This window comes from Hymenobacter sp. GOD-10R, from assembly GCF_035609205.1.
GTDB lineage: Bacteria > Bacteroidota > Bacteroidia > Cytophagales > Hymenobacteraceae > Hymenobacter.
Genome location: NZ_CP141184.1, coordinates 2,792,469 through 2,811,174, shown reverse-complemented (window position 1 = coordinate 2,811,174; position 18,706 = coordinate 2,792,469). Strand labels below are relative to the sequence as shown.

At 57.5% G+C, this 18,706-nt stretch carries 13 protein-coding genes; 10 read left to right on the top strand and 3 right to left on the bottom strand.

Annotated elements, in window-relative coordinates:
* Positions 1-66: 66 nt before the first annotated feature.
* Positions 67-4,611, bottom strand: a complete 4,545-nt coding sequence (locus tag SD425_RS11285; RefSeq protein WP_324678543.1) for an FG-GAP-like repeat-containing protein — start codon at positions 4,609-4,611, stop codon at positions 67-69.
* Positions 4,612-5,636: 1,025 nt separating this feature from the next.
* Here SD425_RS11285 and gntA point away from each other — a divergent pair.
* The 8 genes from gntA to SD425_RS11245 all read left to right on the top strand — a co-directional run bounded on the left by gntA (position 5,637) and on the right by SD425_RS11245 (position 14,407).
* On the top strand, positions 5,637-6,329 hold the full coding sequence (gntA, locus tag SD425_RS11280) for a guanitoxin biosynthesis heme-dependent pre-guanitoxin N-hydroxylase GntA (RefSeq protein ID WP_324678541.1): 693 nt from the start codon (positions 5,637-5,639) through the stop codon (positions 6,327-6,329).
* Positions 6,298-6,888, top strand: coding sequence for an urea carboxylase-associated family protein (locus SD425_RS11275; RefSeq protein ID WP_324678539.1), 591 nt, complete (start codon positions 6,298-6,300; stop codon positions 6,886-6,888). The genes gntA and SD425_RS11275 overlap by 32 nt, the downstream gene beginning before the upstream one ends.
* Before the next feature lie 980 nt (positions 6,889-7,868).
* The gene (locus SD425_RS11270) at positions 7,869-8,864 is read left to right on the top strand and encodes an aldo/keto reductase (protein ID WP_324678537.1); all 996 of its coding nucleotides are present in this window, start codon (positions 7,869-7,871) and stop codon (positions 8,862-8,864) included.
* Between the two features lie 45 nt (positions 8,865-8,909).
* Positions 8,910-9,836, top strand: a complete 927-nt coding sequence (locus tag SD425_RS11265; protein WP_324678534.1) for an NADP-dependent oxidoreductase — start codon at positions 8,910-8,912, stop codon at positions 9,834-9,836.
* A 143-nt stretch (positions 9,837-9,979) separates the two neighbouring features.
* On the top strand, positions 9,980-10,579 hold the full coding sequence (locus tag SD425_RS11260) for a helix-turn-helix domain-containing protein (protein ID WP_324678532.1): 600 nt from the start codon (positions 9,980-9,982) through the stop codon (positions 10,577-10,579).
* A 335-nt stretch (positions 10,580-10,914) separates the two neighbouring features.
* On the top strand, positions 10,915-11,103 hold the full coding sequence (locus tag SD425_RS11255; RefSeq protein WP_324678530.1) for a hypothetical protein: 189 nt from the start codon (positions 10,915-10,917) through the stop codon (positions 11,101-11,103).
* Positions 11,104-11,310: 207 nt separating this feature from the next.
* Complete coding sequence (locus SD425_RS11250; protein WP_324678527.1) at positions 11,311-13,962, top strand: PAS domain-containing protein; 2,652 nt, start codon at positions 11,311-11,313, stop codon at positions 13,960-13,962.
* A 34-nt stretch (positions 13,963-13,996) separates the two neighbouring features.
* On the top strand, positions 13,997-14,407 hold the full coding sequence (locus SD425_RS11245; RefSeq protein ID WP_324678525.1) for a response regulator: 411 nt from the start codon (positions 13,997-13,999) through the stop codon (positions 14,405-14,407).
* An 8-nt stretch (positions 14,408-14,415) separates the two neighbouring features.
* Here the strand turns inward: SD425_RS11245 and SD425_RS11240 are convergent, their stop codons facing one another.
* Together SD425_RS11240 and SD425_RS30000 are read right to left on the bottom strand one after the other, a co-directional pair.
* Entirely contained in the window at positions 14,416-15,150 is a 735-nt protein-coding gene (locus tag SD425_RS11240; RefSeq protein ID WP_324678523.1) for a recombinase family protein, read from the bottom strand.
* 160 nt (positions 15,151-15,310) lie between these two features.
* A complete protein-coding gene (locus SD425_RS30000) occupies positions 15,311-15,463 on the bottom strand; it encodes a transposase (protein ID WP_416381038.1) in 153 nt (50 codons plus the stop codon).
* Between the two features lie 459 nt (positions 15,464-15,922).
* Between SD425_RS30000 and SD425_RS11235 the strand changes: the two genes are divergently transcribed.
* Together SD425_RS11235 and SD425_RS11230 are read left to right on the top strand one after the other, a co-directional pair.
* Positions 15,923-16,750, top strand: a complete 828-nt coding sequence (locus SD425_RS11235) for a mechanosensitive ion channel family protein (protein WP_324678521.1) — start codon at positions 15,923-15,925, stop codon at positions 16,748-16,750.
* Between the two features lie 139 nt (positions 16,751-16,889).
* Positions 16,890-18,668 (top strand): chloride channel protein, encoded by a 1,779-nt coding sequence (locus tag SD425_RS11230; protein ID WP_324678519.1) that lies wholly within the window; start codon positions 16,890-16,892, stop codon positions 18,666-18,668.
* The last annotated feature ends 38 nt before the right edge of the window (positions 18,669-18,706 follow it).

Below are 18,706 nucleotides of genomic sequence, written 5' to 3'. Positions count from 1 at the left end.
CTTCTTGAACAAGCCTACAGCCTTACAGGGGCTGGGAGTTTTGTCCCAGAAGCAAGCGAAAGAGGCCTAGGGTTGGATGGCAAGTTTCTGTTGGTGTGCGCGGCCATCAGTCGTGCGCAGCGTGAGCTGGTAGAACCCGGCAGCGGAGGCGGGTGCCTCCAGGAGCACCGTATTCTCTCCTACTTGCAAGGTGAGGCGCTGCTGCTGCACTACGCGGCCAAGGCGGTCAGTAAGTGTGAGCGTCGCGGCTTGCGTCTGGGTGGCCATATAGCTCAAGGTAAAGCGCCCCGTACTAGGATTCGGATAGAGGCTCAGTGCACTAGGGCTAGCACTTGTAGCGGTCCGGAGTACGGCCGCGCCTCCCTCCGAGGGCAGCCGGTTGATCCGCACACTGGCCGTACCATCGGCTCCGTTGCCACTGATGATGTCCAAGTCACCGTCGCCGTCGAGGTCGCCTGCTGCGACGCTGCCCACGCCGCGGCCGACCACAAGTTCTTGGCGCGTGTAGAAGCTGTTCGTCCGGCTGATGTTGAGAACTACAGACACGGTGCCACTGTCCGTGTCATAGTCGTTCTCACTCGCCACAATGATGTCGGCGTAGCCTTCCCCTTCTACATCAGCCAGCACCACGCTCACCGCCCCACGGCGGACTGGCAGGTTGCGCGTACCCGAGAAGGAACCTGCTCCATCGTTCAGTCGCACACCCACGGAGCTGCTGTAGGCGCTGGTCATGGTAGGGCCATAGTTGTTGTAATTCGCCGTCACCAAGTCTAAGTCGCCGTCGCCGTCGAGGTCGGCTATGCTCACGCTGTGAGGGTTGAAACCGACCGCTACCTCCTGATTGCCGCTGAACGTGCCCGTGCCGCTGTTCAGGCGTACGCTCACGGTGGTGCCGCTGAAGCTTGGGGTGAGTAAGTCTAGGTCGCCGTCATTATCGACGTCGCCAAGGGCTAGGCTCACGGGCTGCGCGCCTACCGTCACTTCCGAGTTGCCACTGAAGAGGCCCGTACCGTTGTTCAGACGCACACTTACCGTGTTGCTGCTGTAGTTAGCCGTGAGCAGGTCTAGGTCACCATCGGCGTCCACGTCGGCTAGGGCTATGGCCGAGGGGTCGGAGCCTACGCTCACCCGCTGGGTGCCGCTAAAGTTGCCTTGCCCATTGTTCAGGCGAACTTCCACGATACCTACCCCCGTGTTGGTGGCGACCACTACGTCTAGGTCTCCGTCGGCATCTACGTCGCCCAAGGTTAGGGCCCGCGCCGTGCCCGCGATACTGAGCGTGGCGCCCGCTACAAAGCGACCCGCTCCGTTGTTGAGCTGCACGCCGGTAGTTGATACTAGGTCTAGGTCCCCGTCGCCATCGACATCACCGGGGACCACGCCGGCCACGACCACGCCTGCCGTGCTGGCGCCCGCCGCCACATCCGTGGTACCGTAGAAATAGCCCGGAGCCTGGCTCGTGGCGGCCGTAAACTGATATACTTGCCCGGCCGCTAGGTTCTGGCCGCTGCTGTTTTGCACGCCGGTAGTGAGCGTGGCAAAAACCGTTTCACCCGGTTTGAATGGAGCTGAGGGAGTTATGCTGAGCGTATTACCAGTTACCGTGGCGGTGCTAGCTTTCTTCCCTCCTCGTTGGGCACTGAATACCTTCAGCGCGTTTTGAGTGGAAGCACTGTTGCTGAGCAACTGGCTGAAGCTCAGGCTGAGGGGGCCGGTGAGCGGCACGGCGACGCCGTTGCGCACGGGAGTTAGTGCGGTCACGGTGAGCGGCAGTGTCGTAGGTTGATTTAGTCGAACACTGACCCTGCCGGCTTGTAGAAAAGCAGTAGTATTACCCGCGAGCAAATCGGGGGCACCGTCGCCGTTCACATCCCCAACAGCTAGGCTCGATAAGGGCGCCGTAAAGGACACGTCCTGGCCGGTGCTGAAGCCACCAGCGCCATTATTTATACGCACGCTCACCGCGCGGTTGCTATTCGCCACCAGCAGGTCTAGGTCGCCGTCACCGTCTAGGTCGCTGAGCTTTATCTCTACTGGGTTATTACCCACGGCCACTTCCTGACTATTGCCAAACGTGCCGTTTCCATTGTTGAGGCGCAATTTCAACGTATTGCTGTAGCTAGCGGCGGTTATTATATCCAGGTCGCCATCTTTATCTACGTCGCCCAAAACAGACTGAAAGGCACCACTCATTCCGGGGTCGAGTACTTGGCTTGTCGTAAAGCCACCGACGCCATTATTTAGCTGCACGGTCACCGTGCTAACCTGGGCGCCTTTGGTGCTAACGATATCTAAGTCACCATCATTATCCACGTCACCGAGCGTGACATCTCCGAGGTTCCCGGTGCTGTTACTTAGGCCACTAAACGTGCCGGTCCCATCGTTGAAGTGCACCCCGTCATCACTTAGGAGGTCTAGGTCACCATCTGCGTCTACGTCGCCGAGCGCGACAATGGAGCCATAACCATTGATGGCAACCGCCTGGCCTGTGTTGCTGAAGGTGCCATTGCCATTGTTGAGGCGCACGCTCACCGTGCCCCGAATACTTCCGCTGAGCAGATCTAGGTCGCCGTCGCCATCCACGTCGCCAAGTGTTCCTCTATAAGCAGATGCTACACTTACCTCCTGCCCCGCCGTAAAGCCACCGGTTCCGTTGTTGAGGCGCACGCTCATGGTGGCCGGAGTCGTATTATTGGCCGCAACCATATCGATGTCGCCATCGCCATCCACATCCCCCGCCAAGATATCTTGAACGGAACCTGTAACGCTCACGTCTGTGCCCCCGCCAAACACCCCGGAGGCGGGGCTAGTGGCTGTCGTAAACTGAAAGACATGAGGGCGAACCACACTGCCCGTTGTGCTCTGTGCACTGTTACTAACGGTGGCCTGAACCAATATACCCGGCTGAAAGGGTGTAGCAGGTGTGAAAGTTAACGTGTTGCCGTTGACGGTTGTGTTGCCGGCTTTCTTTCCCTCTTGCTCGCTAAACACCTTCAACGAGCCTAGGGTCGTGCCGGCCGTACTTAGGGGCTGATCAAACGTGATGGCCACGGGCGTGTTGCGCACGGCGGCCGGGGCATTGCGGGTGGGTAGCACGGCCGTCACTTGCGTAGAGGGGCTAATGGTCAGGAGCACTCCATTGCTCGCCCCAGCAGCGGTCGTTACTACAACCGCCCCCGTAGTAGCACCCACAGGTACTGCTACCGTTAGTTGCGTCAAGGAATTAGGCACTAGCTCGGCAGCAGGCACGACCACCCCGTTGAAGGAAACCTCTTTAACATTGAGGAAGTCAATGCCAGTGATAGTCAGGCTGCTGCCCACGGCACTGGTCGTGGCCGATAGGCTCGTGATGGTGGGTCTAGGTAGGGCTTGGTTCTGGTTCAGGCGCACGCTCGCAGTGCCATCGTTGGCTGTTGCCAAATCTAGGTCGCCGTCGCCATCTAGGTCACCGAGGGCTACGTCCAACGGTACGCTGCCAACGCTTACTTGCTGTTTATTGGCATAGAAAAAGCCGCCACTGCCATTGTTCAGGCACACGGTGGCTGTATTGCTGCTGCTGTTCGCCGACACAAAGTCAAGGTCGCCATCGCCGTCTACGTCGCCTACTGCTACTCGCGTCGGCATACTGCCTACTACCACATCCTGTCCATCACTGAAGCGACCCGCGCCATTGTTGAGCCGCACACTGACCAAGTTGCCGCTGGTGGAGTTGCCATTAGCCGCCAGCAAATCCTGGTCACCATCCCCATCTACGTCACCGAGCGTCACACTGCTAAGACTACCGGTCAGCGGAACGCCTTGCGCGCTTGTGACAAAAGTACCTGCCCCGATGTTGAAGCTGATGCTTACCGTAGAGCCGCTGCTAACGGCTAAAAGATCCAGGTCGCCGTCGCCGTCAACATCCCCTAGGCTTACTACTTCGTTCCCGTTGGAGCTAGGCGTATTTAGCGCAACGGTCGCGCTTCTCGTGAAGCTGCCCTGTCCGTTGTTGCGTAGTACGTACGCCGTTAAACTCTCGACGCCGCCTACCACCAAATCGATGTCGCCGTCTTTATCTAGGTCGCCCGCCGCAATACTGTAGGTATGTGCGTTGTTCACCGGGTTGACGCGCGTCGTGAAGGTGGTGTTCCCTTGGTTTAGTCCCACTGTTATCCCGACCGGCGTATTATTCGACGTCGCAAAATCAAGATCCCCGTCGCCATCTAAGTCGGCTAAGATAATGCCCGTTGGCATATCTGCGCCGCTTAGCGTAGGCCCCGCCAAGAAGTTGCCACCACCCGCATTAAGCCGAATGCTCACCGTATTGCCGCCGTAGTCGGCAGTAGCTAGGTCTAGGTCGCCATCCTTGTCGACATCGCCTAAGGCAATACTCTGCGACGATCTGCCAGTGCTCACTTCTCCGCCGCCACTGAAGAAGCCACTACTCGGCGTCGGGGTGGGCGTTTGGGCAACAGCCGGTGCATAGGCTAGTAAAACGCCGATGACTGCCAATCTGCAACCAATCGTTGCGTTCGTTTTCGCTAGCACTAAGCTAGCACGAGCTAGAGTAATCATTTGCATAGAAGAAAACAGAATGTCAAACTGCCGCACCACTTGTTGGCTGCAGTACATTACCTGGGTTAAGTAAGCACAGTGGAGCCTAGCTTCGCTCGGCGTAGGCGCGCAATCAGGGAGGCTTATTGTGTAGTGATAGGTATCGGGGTCAATAACGCATCCTCCCGCTGGTAAGGGAAGTGAAAGGACTACTTACCTTCTTGGCAAGCGATACCGAGAGGCAGTACTACGAAGGATAGGTGAAACCCAGCGTTCAAAGAGAGGGAATTCAAGAAAGCAAGTAGTAGACGTCATCATTCAGGCACAAGGAAGCATAGTTAATACAGATAGTCAGCAGAATAGGACGGGGCCAATGTACTTTTGTTTCTGCATAAGTCTATTTATTCTTGATAAGTTAATATATACTTCTTCCCTTAGGCGCCTTGCCGTACTACTCAATAATGGGAGTTGGGCCAGCTTGATCGGAGCACACGTAGCACTCAGCTACTACATTGCCTAGTACAACGCCGAACGGCGGCATCCCTCGCGCAGTTATCTTACCCTAACCACTTCGAGACCTACCTTCAAACGACATCTCAACTCTGTCCGGCTTAGCTAGATCACTTCAGATAGCGGCTAACTCTAGAGAGAGATGTTGCTAGCAGAACACAGGGGTTCCTGACCTATATGGCGAAGTGTTAATCGGCTACTCCATACGCTACTGCCTGGATGCAGCCCGAATAACAGCCTCAGCTTCTGTCATGAATGCATTCTTCCCCTTCTCTCATCAAAGAGCTGTTGGGATACATTTTAGTGTGCATGATTTTGTGCAAATGCTGCTTGAAAATTAATACTAGCTGAACAGTGCTGCCCTAACAACTGAGTGCGGCTCGTTCTATGCAACAGACGAGTAAATGTTGTTCAGCTAAGCACTTACGCGTAAGTGCTTCCACTCGCTGCCGACTCACGTTGAGCTACAAGCTCCACGCTAAAGCGCCACACGAGCCAAATCAACCGCGTCAACACATCAGCGAATTCTTGCGTATTCCTTGAACAAGATAATTTACTTATTCCTGGCTCTCCGTTCTCGCTATAATTCCCACATGCCTGACATTCAAAACAATATATATACTGAGGAGTATCTTTCTTTTATAAATAAGAAGGAGTTTCCCTGTGTTGCGGCCAAAACCGCTCTCACCTTTCAGCAGCTACACTGCCTGGTTGTAGATCACCTCGCCTGCCCCAAGGATGATGCGGCCATTTTAGACTTTCTCTATGGCTTTGTAGACTCCTACCGGCAGTCTGATAAGCTGTATCATAGCGCGGCTATTATCTTTAAAGGCCCGGAGGCTCCCAACGAGGCCCTTTTCGAAGAGTTCTTCTGGCAGCGTATGCAAGCGCTTTCCAACTTAGATGCCCAGCGCTATGGCTACGACCAGCGGGTAGTTGCGGACCCCGCCTCACCCGACTTCAGCTTTAGTCTGAAAGAGGAAGCTTTTTTCGTTATTGGCCTTCATCCTGGTAGTTCGCGACTAGCTCGGCAGTTTACCTACCCTACCTTGGTGTTCAATCCTCACGCCCAGTTCGAACAGATCCGCACCAACGGTCGCTACGATAATATCCGTAACACGATTCGGACCCGCGACGTGGCGTATTCGGGTTCCATCAACCCAATGTTACAGGATTACGGCAACGCATCGGAAGCGTACCAGTATAGTGGCAAGGCCTACGACGAATCCTGGAAATGTCCTTTTTTAAGTGAACATGGAGCAATTAACCATCATTCCGCCGCGTAGCGGCACCGCCTTTGTATTACGCAAAGGTCAAAAACTAAAAGTAGTGGACGTCGAGGGCGAGCAGGTCTCCGATTTTGTCTGCTACAATCTGGCTGACAAAGCGGAGTACCTTTCCTCAGGACGAACTATTGACTACGCCGAGACGATCTTCTTGACCAAAGGGCACCCCTTCTATTCCAACCGCAGCAATATTCTGTTTGAACTGGTGGAAGACACCGTTGGCCGGCACGATTTTCTGCTCACGCCCTGCAGTGCCGATACGTTCCGGATCATCTATGGCCATACCCATCCGCACCGGGGGTGCTTCGGGAATCTATGCGAGGCTCTGCATGAATACGGTATCAGCCCCGATGCTATCCCGATCTGCTTCAATATCTTCATGCACGTGACCGTGGATGGGGAAACCGGGAAAGTAGCCGTGCTGCCCCCAAAAAGTAAAGCAGGCGACTACGTAATACTGGAAGCGAAAACGGACTTGCTGATCGGCATGACGGCGTGCTCGGCGGAGATGTCCAACAACTATGCCTTCAAGCCCATTGGCTATCAGATTCTAGAGTAGCTCTACAGCACACCATCAGCATACAATCCTTGCCCTCACGAGCGGCTTGGCAGCGCCGGATACAGCTCCGTTGCGGACCTATTTCTGTGGGCACACACAGTTGTAGGAGCAGTACCCGACCTTTTGCTTAGTCGTGTGGTTGTATGAACCAACTTTGTCTCCTTTCCAAGATTGCCTCTATACAAGCGGACTTGACCAACTTGCGGGACAGCCTCCCAGTCTAGTAGAATATCTACAGCAACGCATGCAGGCAAATTAGCTGCAACTGCGCGATCTGGTGACCGACACGGGCTACTCGGATGGCTTCAACTATGCGTTATTAGAACACTAGGTCCTTACCTCCTGGATTCCCGTTTTTGGTTCATACAAACCACCAGCCACCGGTTTCACATACCACGTAGCCGCAGACGATTATCGCTCTCCAGCCGACAAGCCGCTGCCCTTCCGCAAGTACAACACCAAGGCCGACAGCGGCTAGGTCAAGCACTACCGAGCGGCGTACCAAGATCCAGAGGAGGCCAGCTTTGTCACCGGCACGGAGCTTCTGGTAGACGGCGGATTGATTGATGATATTCCCTTAAGTAGCGCACCTGCTTATACAAGGCAAATACGGTCTCCCGCCTCCTGTTATTTCTAATTTGCCAATAATAGTGGGTCTTGGGTTAAGCAGTGGCTTGCTAAATAATCTCTGGGCGTATTGAATTACTACCTAGTTCTTAATTATCTTTGACATACCAAACGGTCGGTATTGTACAGGATGCTCGCGCATGCATTTTAAAAATGGTCCTCAGGCTGTTCTTCCCGAATAGCTGTAAAGAGGTAATAATGAGTGGACTGGTAGAGGCGGACAGCTTATCTAAGGGCGCTTTCTACCAGTACTTCAACCGCAGTATTATCAAGTAACCAGTCATTCCTTAATCAGATAAACTCTACTTGCTAAGCAGGTCATTATCTGAATTTAGTTTTCTAATAAAAGCTCTATGAAAAGGCACAGACTCGGAATAAATGGGCCACTCGTTTCGGCTATCGGGTTGGGTTGCATGCAGATGTCAGGCGCGGTAGGGCCCCACCTGGGACCAGACCGTGACCAGGACGGCATCGCCACCATACAGGCAGCGCTTGATGTCGGCATTAACTTGCTTAATACCGGCGACTTTTATGGGATGGGACACAATGAAATGCTCGTTGGTCGTGCCCTCAAGGGCCGGCGCGACCAGGCCATTATCAGCGTCAAATTTGGCGCGCAGAAGTCGCCAAGCGGCGCATTTCTAGGTTTCGATAGCCGCCCTGCCTCCATCAAAAACTTCGCGGCTTACTCGTTACAGCGGTTGGGCGTTGAGGTAATCGACATCTACCAGCCGGCACGCATCGCACCTGATGTCCCGATTGAAGACACGGTCGGCGCTATCGCTGACCTTATTCAGGAAGGCAAAGTTCGCTTCCTAGGTTTGTCTGAAGCTAATGCCGAGCAGCTGCGGCGGGCGCATGCCACACACCCAGTCACGGCACTGGAAATAGAGTATTCGCTGGCGACGCGAATGATAGAGCGCGACATCTTGCCGACCGCCCGCGAGCTGGGGGTTGGCATTGTTGGCTATGGAGTGGCGGCGCAAGGCCTCTTGCTGGGAGACATGACAGCGCCGCTGCCGCCCGATGACCGGCGCGCAAAGCTATTTCCCCGCTTTCAAGGCGCTAATCTGGTACACAACCTGAAGCGCGTGTCGGTGCTCAAGGAGCTAGCTGCTGCGCGGAACTGCACCCCCGCTCAGCTTGCCATCGCGTGGGTGCTCATGCGTGGAGAGGATATCGTGCCCCTCGTCGGTATGAGTCGACCCTCGCGGCTGCCCGAGAACCTTGCGGCGCTGGAACTGCGCCTAAGTAAAGAAGACCTAGGACTACTGGAAGAGACGTTTGCGGACGGCGCGATTATAGGCGACCGTCAACCGCCGCAATTCAAGCATCTCGTTCCAAATTAAACCCAACTGCGACCCATCGTTTTACTTAAAACATCAGGAGATACTATGCCTACTATAAAGGCCGTTCAGTTTGATGACTACGGCGACGTCGATGTGCTGCAAGTGCGTTCGGTGCCCCGCCCTTCCCCCAAAGCCGGGGAAGTCCTCCTCCAAGTTAAGGCGGCCGGTATTAACCCGGGGGAAACGGTCGTTCGCCGAGGGGGCATGCCCGGCAAGCTGCCCTCAGGGCAAGGGGTCGACTTGGCAGGCGTAGTAACCGAAGTGGGCGCGGGCGTCGAGTCCTTCCAGGTTGGCGACGAGGTACTGGGCTTCTGCGCACTTAATGCCCGGGCGAGTCAGGCGGAGTTCGCCATCGCGCCAGCCGACAATCTAACCGCTAAGCCGTCAACTGTTTCCTGGGATGTGGCAGGCGCGCTGTTTACCGCCGGCGCCACGGCCTACGCCGCTGTTCGGGCCGTGGGGCTCGCACCGAGGGATGTGGTCGCCATCTCCGCTGCGACGGGTGGGGTCGGCACCATTGCGGTGCAGCTGGCAAAACGGGCCGGCGCCACTGTTCTCGGCATTGCGGGACCGTCGGGTAATGACTGGCTAACCGGCCACGGGGCCATTCCAGTCAATTACGGGCCAACCCTCGCTGACCGGCTGAAAGCCGCGGCGCCTGGCGGGCGTATTGACGCCTTTCTCGATTTCTTCGGCACTGGGTACGTACAGCTGGCGATACATGACCTAGGTGTGCAGCCAGCGCGGGTGAACACGACGATTGACCTCGCCGCCCTTACGGCTTTCCCCGTTAAGGCTCACGGTAACCTTCATGCCGCCAGGGCCAGTGTGATGGCGGAATTGGTACAGCTCATTGCGGCCGGGGAGCTAGAAATCCCCATTGCCGCTACCTACCCACTAGACCAGGTTCGGGATGCCTTTCGCGCGCTTGAGCAGCGACACACCCGTGGCAAAATCGTTCTTCGTCCATAGAAGTTTGGGTGTTGTTAAACAACTAGGAAACACTAAGCCAGCACAGCTCTTCATTGGGAAGGATGTACTGTCTTAGTTTTCAATATTTTAGCTTAGACAATCCTTTTCGCGCGTTTCCTTACCTTTGTCATACCAAAGGTTTTATGCAGGATGCCCGCGAACACATTTTAGAAACGGCCCTTCAGCTGTTCTCCCAGAACAGCTATCGGGAAGTCACGATGAGCGGGCTGGTGAAGGCGAGCGGCTTATCTAAGGGCGCTTTTTACCATTACTTCGGCAGTAAAGAGCAACTGTTTGAGGCCGTTATCGAGCGCTTCTACAGTGGGCAGATGCAGGTGGACTACAGCCGCTATTCTCACGAGTCGCTGCACGCCTTTTATGGCGACCACTTGCAGCGTATCGTCGAACGCCTCAACCAGCACCTAGTGGAGGCCGCGGAAGAAGGAACATTACGGGCCAGCCATTTCCTGCTATTACTCGACGCGCTCAAACGCCTACCCGCGTTTCAGGCGCTGCACGAGCGGCGGCAAGAATTGGAACTGGCCGAGTGGTCGGCGGTCGTGCGGCAGGCACGGGCGACGGGCGAGATACAAACCTCACTGCCGGATACGCAGGTGGCCAAGCTATTCATCTTTCTCGGCGACGGCATCGCCATCAACCATATGCTGCAGCACCAGACTGGTGAGTTGCAGCAGGAAATCAAAGCTAGCTTCGACGCGCTCTACCACCAGTTTAGGGCTTAGCTAGCGGACTAGCTACTTAGCGCATCTCCTGCGCCCCTACCTGCCTGACCGCAACTGATCCAGGTAGCTAATGCTCTGTGACTTCCTTTCAGGCCTTGGTGGCGTATCATGAGGCGGTACAGAGCAGGAATCGGCGGACAACTGCTACGATAACGCCCACGCCGAATCGTTTTGGAGCCGACTCAAAACAGGCTAGTTAGACGGCAGCAGCTTCCGCTTCGAGGACATTCCGAGAACTAATCTTGTATTGAATAGAGGCTTCTGAGATCCGGCTTAGCGAGGCTGCTTGGACATTTTGTAAAGAGAGAATCAGAAGATGTCCAAGCCACGTGTCTTTGCCTACGATCTTCTTCCCAACGGCCCCTCTTGTGCCGTACGAGGCCTACGAGCGCGTCCGTACCCAGCCGCAAGGCCGTAGTAGCTTCGGTCTAGCCGCGCAGCAACCGGTGGCGCGCTCCTTCGTGCCAGAAGAAGCCGTGCTCGGGGAGCTCGGGGAAGTCGAGTGTGGCAAGACGGCCGAATGATCACCGCTGCGCTAAGTCTGGCACCTGACCGCAAACGAAGAATTTTCCTGGCAGCGGAGTAACGGACCCGCGCCCCTAGCCCTACCTATCCCAACGCTGGGAGCCGGCATACGCCACTGCCAAGCCCGGCGACCAGCTTGGCAACCTGCCCCAAAAGCGCCTATCTTCGGCAGTGATTCTACGTCTTGTATTGCTATCAGTACCGCTATGACTTCCCCACTACCGGACCCGAGCACCGACCCTTCCGCCCAGCCGCCGCTGGCCTTCCCCAGCGCCTGGAGCCTGCCCGGAGTCGTAGCCAGCCTGCCGGTCGCGTGCGTGCTGCTCACGCCCACGCTGCACGTGGCCGCCGCCAGCGACGCCTACCTGGCGGTTTTCGGCCTGACGCGGACGCAACTGCTGGGGCGCACCCTGTTCGAGGTGTTTCCCGGCTCGCCCGGCACGCCGGAGGGCGATACTATCACCAGCCTGCGGGCTTCCTTGCAGCAGGTGCTGGCCACGGGCGAGCCCCACCACATGGCCGTGCAGCATTACAACGTGCCTAACCCGGCCGCCCCCGGCCAGTTCATGGGGCGCTACTGGGACCCCACCAACACGGCCATCCGCGACGCGCAAGGCGCCGTCACTGGCCTCGTGCACAGCATCGTCAACGTTACCGAGCGCGTGCAGGCCCAGCAGCAGCGCGACGAGCAGCAGCGCCTGGTCGAAACGGTGTTTGCCGAGGCGCCCACGGCTATTTGGGTGGCGAAGGGGCCGGAGTACGTATTTGAATTGGTCAACCCGCTGATGGCGCGGATTCTGGGCCACTCGCCGGCCGAGCTGCTGGGCCGGCCCCATTTTGAAGCTCTGCCCGAACTCGTCAGCCAGGGCGGCCCTGCCCTACACGCCCGGGCGTGGCAGGGCGAGGTCGTTTCTATCCAGGACTTACCCGCCCACTTCACCCACCAAGCAGAAGGGGAACTGAGCTACTTCAGCTTCGTCATCCAGCCCCTGCGCGATGCCCAGGGCCAGGTGGAGCGGCTGGCGTGCGTAGGGGTCGAAGTCACCGACCAGGTGCGCGCCCGCCAGCAGGTGCAGCTGCTCAACCAGGAACTGGCCACGATGAATAAAGAACTACGGGCCAGCAACGAGCAATACCAGACCGCCAACACCGCCTTGAGCGAAGCCCAGCAGCAATTGCGCCAGCTCAACGAGGCGCTAGAATCGCGGGTGCAGCAGCGCACGCAGGAGTTGGAAGCCAGTCACCAGGCCGCCGCGGCGCTGCAAGCCGAGCTGCTGGCCGCCGCCCAGCGCCAAGTGCAGCAGCGCGAAGACCTCTACCAGGTCTTTGAGCAAACCGCAGCCGTGGTGCTGCTGCTACGCGAGCCGGACCACCGCGTCGAGTACGCCAACCCGACCAGCGAGCACCTCATGGGCACCCGCCTGCTGCGCGGCCGCCCCTTGCGCGAGTGCCTGCCCGAAGCGCAGGAGCAGGGCTTTCTGGCCTTGCTCGACGGAGTGTATCAGACGGGGGAAACGTTTATAGGCAATGAATTACCCTTTACCGTGCAGGACGCTGACCAGCCGCCCCGCACCATCTACTTTAGCTTCAGCTACCAGGCCTACCGCGAACAGGGCCGGATCGTGGGCGTATCGGGCTTCGGCTACGACGTGACGCAGCAGGTCGTGGCCCGCCAACAGCGGGAGGAGCAGCAGCGCCTGGTCGAAACCGTGTTTGCGCAGGGGGCCACGGCGATTTGGGTGGCGCGGGGGCCGGCGTACGTGGTGGAACTAGTCAACCCGCTGATGGCGCAGATGCTGGGCCGCTCGCCGGCCGAGCTGCTGGGCCGGCCCTATTTTGAGGTCATGGCCGAACTCGTTGATCAGGGTGCCCCCGCCCTACTGAATAGAGCCTGGCAGGGTGAGGACGTGTTTGTACAAGACTTACCCGTGCAGTTCGCCCACCGGGAAGAGCTGTGCTACTTCAGCTTAACGATCCGACCCTTACGCGATGCCCAAGGCCAGGTGGAGCGGCTGGCGGGCGTGGGGGTCGAAGTCACCGACCAGGTGCGCGCCCGCCAGCAGGTGCAGGGCCTCAACGAGCAACTGGCGGACCTCAACGAAGAGCTGGCCGCCATCAACGAGGAGCTGACGGCCACCAACGAGGAGCTGCACGAAAGCAACACCCGCTTGGTGCGCACCAATGCCGACCTGGACAACTTCGTCTACACGGCCTCGCACGACCTGAAGTCGCCCATCAGCAACATCGAGGGCCTACTCACGCTCTTGCCGGAGTTGCTGCCCACGGCCGTGCTCACCGACGCGCACGTAGCTCCGTTGCTGGCGCGCATGCAGGAGTCTATCGAGCGCTTCCGGCGCACGATCACGCACCTGACCGATGTGAGCCAGCTACAAGCCGAGTTTGCCCAGCCCGCCGAGACCGTTTCCCTGGCGGCCATCATTGAGGATGTGCGGCAGGACCTGCACTTCCAGTTCCTCGAATCCAGGGCCGTGCTCGACGTAGCCGTGAATGGTGTGCAGCCGCGGGTGTTCTCGCCCAAGAACCTGCGCAGCCTGATCTACAATCTCCTGAGCAATGCCCTCAAGTACCGCCACCCCGAGCGGGTGCCCCGGGTGCGTATCCGCTGCCAGCCAGTGGGCGACGCGCTGGTGCTCACGGTGCAGGACAACGGCTTGGGGTTGAATGAGACGCAGCAACAGCGCCTGTTTCAGCTCTTCCAGCGCCTGCACACCCATGTCGAGGGTTCAGGCGTGGGCCTGTACACAGTCAAGAAGATTGTGGACAATGCGGGCGGGACCATCACCGTTGTCAGCCAGCAGGGCGTAGGGACGGCGTTCACCCTCACCTTCCCCGCCTAGGGACTGGCTTCTACTAGTTTTTTCTATCCTCTCCATGCCCCGTTTAACAAGTGTGCTGCTGGTCGATGATGACGAGACCGCCAATTTTCTGAATAAGATAGTCATTGAGCGCGCCGGCGTGACCGAGCACCTGCTGGTAGCTGAGGACGGGGCACAGGCTCTGCGCGCACTGGCCACGACTTGCCAGGTGCCCGGCCAAGCGCAGTGCCCGGAACTGATTCTGCTCGACCTGAACATGCCCGTGCTCAACGGCATCGAGTTTCTGCAGGCTTACCAGCACTTGCCCGCCACGCAGCGGCAGGGCATCGTGGTGATGCTGCTCACCAGCGCCTCCGTGGAGCGGGATCTGGACCAACTGCGGGGCTTACCCTTGGACGGCATCCTGGAAAAGCCCCTGACAGTGACCAAGCTCCAGCAGCTGCTCGATGAGTATTTCCCGGCCTAGCACATGCATTAAGTACCCGCTGGCGCTGGGCTGCTACAGCCTATCGGCCGCCATAGCGGGAGAAGAGTGCACCGCGAACACTTTCTCCTTGGGGATAGGTGCTGATAACGTAGAGGCATCACTGGTGTTAGCTGGCCCGTCTCGACCAGATTGCTCGCTAACGCTATCCTTGCAGCCAGCTGACCCTTCAAGGTAAAAGGAGCCCTGTCGCCGGGTACTAAACCAGCCGTTGGAGCAAGAGCAGCACGCCTTTGCCAGTAAAGATACACCCCCGTCGCGTGCGGTAGCCTTTCTCGCTTAAGGCCTGGGCACTTTCCCGTAAGCTCAGTCCCTTCTCGCCCAGCAAGTGGAGCAGGTGCTGGCACTACACGTTGGCTTGCTGCTAGGCGCGCACCTGCCTTTTGCACGGAGATTTCCCACGTTCCGAGCAGTTCTCCCCACACTTTCTTGGCCGCCAACGCTTCTTTAGTGCGCTTGCTGATGAGCTCACGTCCGTGCTGGGCCAGGCGGGCGAAGATGCCTTTGGTCCAGGTGTTCAGCTCGAGCAGGTCCACGGCCACAAACGGCACCTCTAAGCGCAGGATGTAGGCGGCATCCCAGCTCACACGATCTAGCGTGGCCACCAGCAGCGTGGCGCTCAGGCGCCAGCACTCGGCCATGGCTTTGGCCAGTTCGGGGCGCCGGTTGTTCTTCCCCGATTTTACTTCCTGAAACAAGGCTACGATGGCGGCCGGATCGGACATACGCTCGCTGTTGCAGAACTTAAGACCACTTGTTGCTCGATTAAGCAAGTAGTTTAGAAAGGAGGAACTGGCTATCGACCAGCGACCAGAGAGGTCACTAATTTGCCTTTCTCGGTCGGACTGCAAGGCTAGGACTCGGCTCATGACCAGCTTTGGCTGGTCATGAGCCATTTTTAAAATTATAAGCAACTGCACTGAGCAGCGTGGCCTTATGAGCAGTTACCCAGCCCTTTGTACCGACTCGGCGTAGTCCATAATGATGGATCAGGCTACCAAAAACAGGCTCGACCATGCGTTGCTGGACCCGCCGCATTCGCTGGCCCGCGCAGCTTCGCTGATCGTGCAAAGTGCGGCGGCAAGCCGCATCAAAGGCTGAGCGCATAAACTTTTGCTAGGGTGCTGCGGGCGTGCAACTCATTTTCAACGGGTACTGCTGACAATCTTGGTAAGCTGCGCGGTAATTCTTGGCCCAGTTTCCGTCTTGGCGGGCGGCGTAGTTGCGGACGGGCAGTAACTTGCCTGCGGGACACAAAAAAGCGTCTATCTCGGCTTCGTAGCGAAATCCATCCACCACTGGTTTATACGCGCCAAAGACCGGAACCCAAGGCTGGATACCACGCGCTGTTCCAAGAATGCATAATTGAAGCCATTACAATAGCGCGTATCGGCAATGAGTTCGCTAAGCTCAGCCACGGAACCCCAAAGGCGCAACCTCCCGTACTGTTACGCAAATGTTTCGCGGCCGAAGTAGGCCCACACCACCTGTTTGCTTATGTTCCAAGACATCCAACGCGTACTCCACACCTACTGGGAGGCATTCCTCTTTATTGCACCCAAGCTCCTCATTGCCCTAGTGGTTCTTTCGCTGGCGCTGGCGGTTGCCAAACGCTTCAGCCTGTTGCTCAGTGGCCGTTTGCAGAGTAAAGCCCACGATCCACTGCTGGCTGATTTTCTGACGAACGTGGCAAAATGGGGGATGATCCTGACGGGGTTGCTGCTAGCCATGCAGATCGTGGGGCTTTCGGGGGTAGTTAGTGGGGTGTTGGGTGCGGCCGGGCTCACGGCTTTCGTGGTTGGCTTTGCGCTCAAGGACATCGCCGAGAACTTTCTGGCGGGCATGGTGCTGGCGTTCAACCGCCCATTCCACATTCACGACACGGTACAGATTCGGGATATGCTAGGTCAGGTGGAAGCGCTGAACCTTCGGACGACCATTATTAGAACTTTTGAAGGAAAGCAAATTTCGCTGCCAAATGCCGTTGTGCTGCGTGAGCCCCTCACCAACTTCACCCGCAACGAGTATATCCGCCAGGACTTTCTGGTAAGTGTTGACTACGGCGAACAGCCAGGTCCGGCTCAGGTAATCGACAAGATCCTGCAATACGTCAACGGCACGGAAGGTGTCGAATCGACGCCCCCGTATGTGAGCTACATTACCTTGGAAAAAAGCGCCGACACCACCGCCGACTTACGCGTGTACTTCTGGGCTCCTTCCGAGGATTACCGCCGTCAGGTGCTAGTCTTGAAAAGCAACCTGATGCAGGGCACCAAGGCGATGCTCACCGAAGCCGGCTACCCGCCTACCACTACCGTGAGCTAGGGCTCGCTACGCTAGCGTATTTCTGTTATTTTATCCTAGTAACTGCTACTTTGCTCCACGCTTGCGCGAGCTAGGGTTATTGGCGTGTCGCGGCTAGGTTATTGCAACGCTTTATTACTCTGCCCTTAGCGATTCATCAATGCCCAAAAGTACCGTTCACCGCATCCTAGGTCCGCTGTTGCTGTGGCGCCTGCGCCATATCAACGACCGGGTGTACTTGATTTTGGTGAGCGTGCTGGTAGGTACCGTAGCCGGACTAGCGGCCGTCATCCTGAAGGGTTCCGTGCATACGGCGCAGGAATGGCTGTACGAGTGGATACCCGAGCAAAAACGCGTCTTTGCCCTTTTTCTCTACCCTATCCTTGGTATTGGGCTTACGGTGCTGTTTACCCGTTACGTACTCGATGGGCAGCTCAGCCGTGGTATTGCTCCTATCATTTACAACATTGCGCGCCAAGGCAGTATCGTGCCGCGGAGCAAGATGTACTCACAATTTTTCACCTCTTTCCTGACTGTCACCTTCGGGGGGTCGGCGGGGTTGGAGGCGCCTATTTCGGTAACGGGTGCGGCGCTGGGCTCCAACCTAGGTCGCCTGCTGCGGGTGGGTCGGCGCGAACGGCGTTTGCTCACGGGCTGTGGCGCGGCCGCGGGCGTGGCGGCCATCTTCAACAGTCCCATTGCGGGCGTGCTGTTCGCGGTAGAAGTGATTTTGTCGGAGTTATCAGCGCCCTTTTTTATCCCGTTGCTGATTTCCTCAGCCACCGCCACCGTCATTTCCAAGGCCTTTTACGTGGGCCAGCCGTTCGTACTGATTACCACCACGTGGCCGGTCGAAGCCATTCCGCTTTACCTGACCCTCGGGGTGTTCACGGCGCTACTGTCGGTGTACATGATCCGCATCTACTTCCTAGCCGATAAGTTTTTCACTACCTGGCCGGGTGCTTTCCGCAAAGTAGTTGTGGGCGGGCTGATTCTGGGCGGGCTGGTGTTTATTTTTCCGCCCCTATACGGCGAAGGCTACAACATCGTGCAGCTGCTGCTGAGCGGCCAGCCTGAGCGCCTCGTCGACGGGTCTATCTTCGCCGTGTACCGCGACGAGAACATCTGGACGCTGCTGCTGATGGCGGGAGCTAGCATGCTGTTCAAAGTGTTTGCCACTACCATCACCATCGGGGCGGGCGGCAACGGGGGCATGTTTGGCTCGTCGCTGTTTACTGGTGCGCTCCTAGGTTTCATCCTGGCTAGGCTCATCAATATGAGTGGCCTCTACCCTATTTCGGAAGTGCACTTTGTGGTGCTCGGGATGGCGGGAGTGCTGGCCGGTGTGATTCACGCCCCACTCACAGGCATCTTCCTGATTGCCGAAATTACGGGCGGCTACGCGCTGTTTGTGCCGCTGATGGTGGTGACGTCTAGCTCTTACCTCATCACGAAATACTACGAACCCTATTCGGTGTACACCCGCAAGCTGGTGCAGCGTGGCGTAGTGATGCACGCCGACCGCGACCGGGGCATTCTGGCCCAGCTTAGCCTTTTGGCTTTCGTGCAACGTGATTTCGTAGCCGTGCACCCCGATGACACGCTCGGGGAGTTAGTCGATGCCTTCCGGCACGCTTCCCGCAACCTCTTCCCCGTTCTCGACGACGATATGCAGCTGCTAGGCATTGTGTCACTGGATAAAGTGCGTGATGCTCTCTTCGACGACAAGCACTACGACACCACTCGCGTAAGCGACCTAATGAGCCCTCCGCCCGCTATCATCAACGTTGAGGATAGCATGCTCGACACCTTGCACCAGCTGGAGGAACACGATGCGTGGGCCCTGCCAGTTGTGCGCAAAGGCAAGTATGTGGGCTTTATTTTAAAGACGACCATCCTAGCGGCCTACCGCCGTCAGCTCCTCAAAGAGAGTGACTGAAGAGTGACTGAGTGGCTTCGCACTGAGTGACTGAGTGA

Bases quoted from the DNA above. Each gene is read 5' to 3' on its own strand.
- SD425_RS11285 (WP_324678543.1), bottom strand. From the start codon at position 4,611: ATGTACTGCAGCCAACAAGTGGTGCGGCAGTTTGACATTCTGTTTTCT.
- gntA (WP_324678541.1), top strand. From the start codon at position 5,637: ATGCCTGACATTCAAAACAATATATATACTGAGGAGTATCTTTCTTTT.
- SD425_RS11275 (WP_324678539.1), top strand. From the start codon at position 6,298: ATGGAGCAATTAACCATCATTCCGCCGCGTAGCGGCACCGCCTTTGTA.
- SD425_RS11270 (WP_324678537.1), top strand. From the start codon at position 7,869: ATGAAAAGGCACAGACTCGGAATAAATGGGCCACTCGTTTCGGCTATC.
- SD425_RS11265 (WP_324678534.1), top strand. From the start codon at position 8,910: ATGCCTACTATAAAGGCCGTTCAGTTTGATGACTACGGCGACGTCGAT.
- SD425_RS11260 (WP_324678532.1), top strand. From the start codon at position 9,980: ATGCAGGATGCCCGCGAACACATTTTAGAAACGGCCCTTCAGCTGTTC.
- SD425_RS11250 (WP_324678527.1), top strand. From the start codon at position 11,311: ATGACTTCCCCACTACCGGACCCGAGCACCGACCCTTCCGCCCAGCCG.
- SD425_RS11245 (WP_324678525.1), top strand. From the start codon at position 13,997: ATGCCCCGTTTAACAAGTGTGCTGCTGGTCGATGATGACGAGACCGCC.
- SD425_RS11240 (WP_324678523.1), bottom strand. From the start codon at position 15,150: ATGTCCGATCCGGCCGCCATCGTAGCCTTGTTTCAGGAAGTAAAATCG.
- SD425_RS30000 (WP_416381038.1), bottom strand. From the start codon at position 15,463: ATGCGGCGGGTCCAGCAACGCATGGTCGAGCCTGTTTTTGGTAGCCTG.
- SD425_RS11235 (WP_324678521.1), top strand. From the start codon at position 15,923: ATGTTCCAAGACATCCAACGCGTACTCCACACCTACTGGGAGGCATTC.
- SD425_RS11230 (WP_324678519.1), top strand. From the start codon at position 16,890: ATGCCCAAAAGTACCGTTCACCGCATCCTAGGTCCGCTGTTGCTGTGG.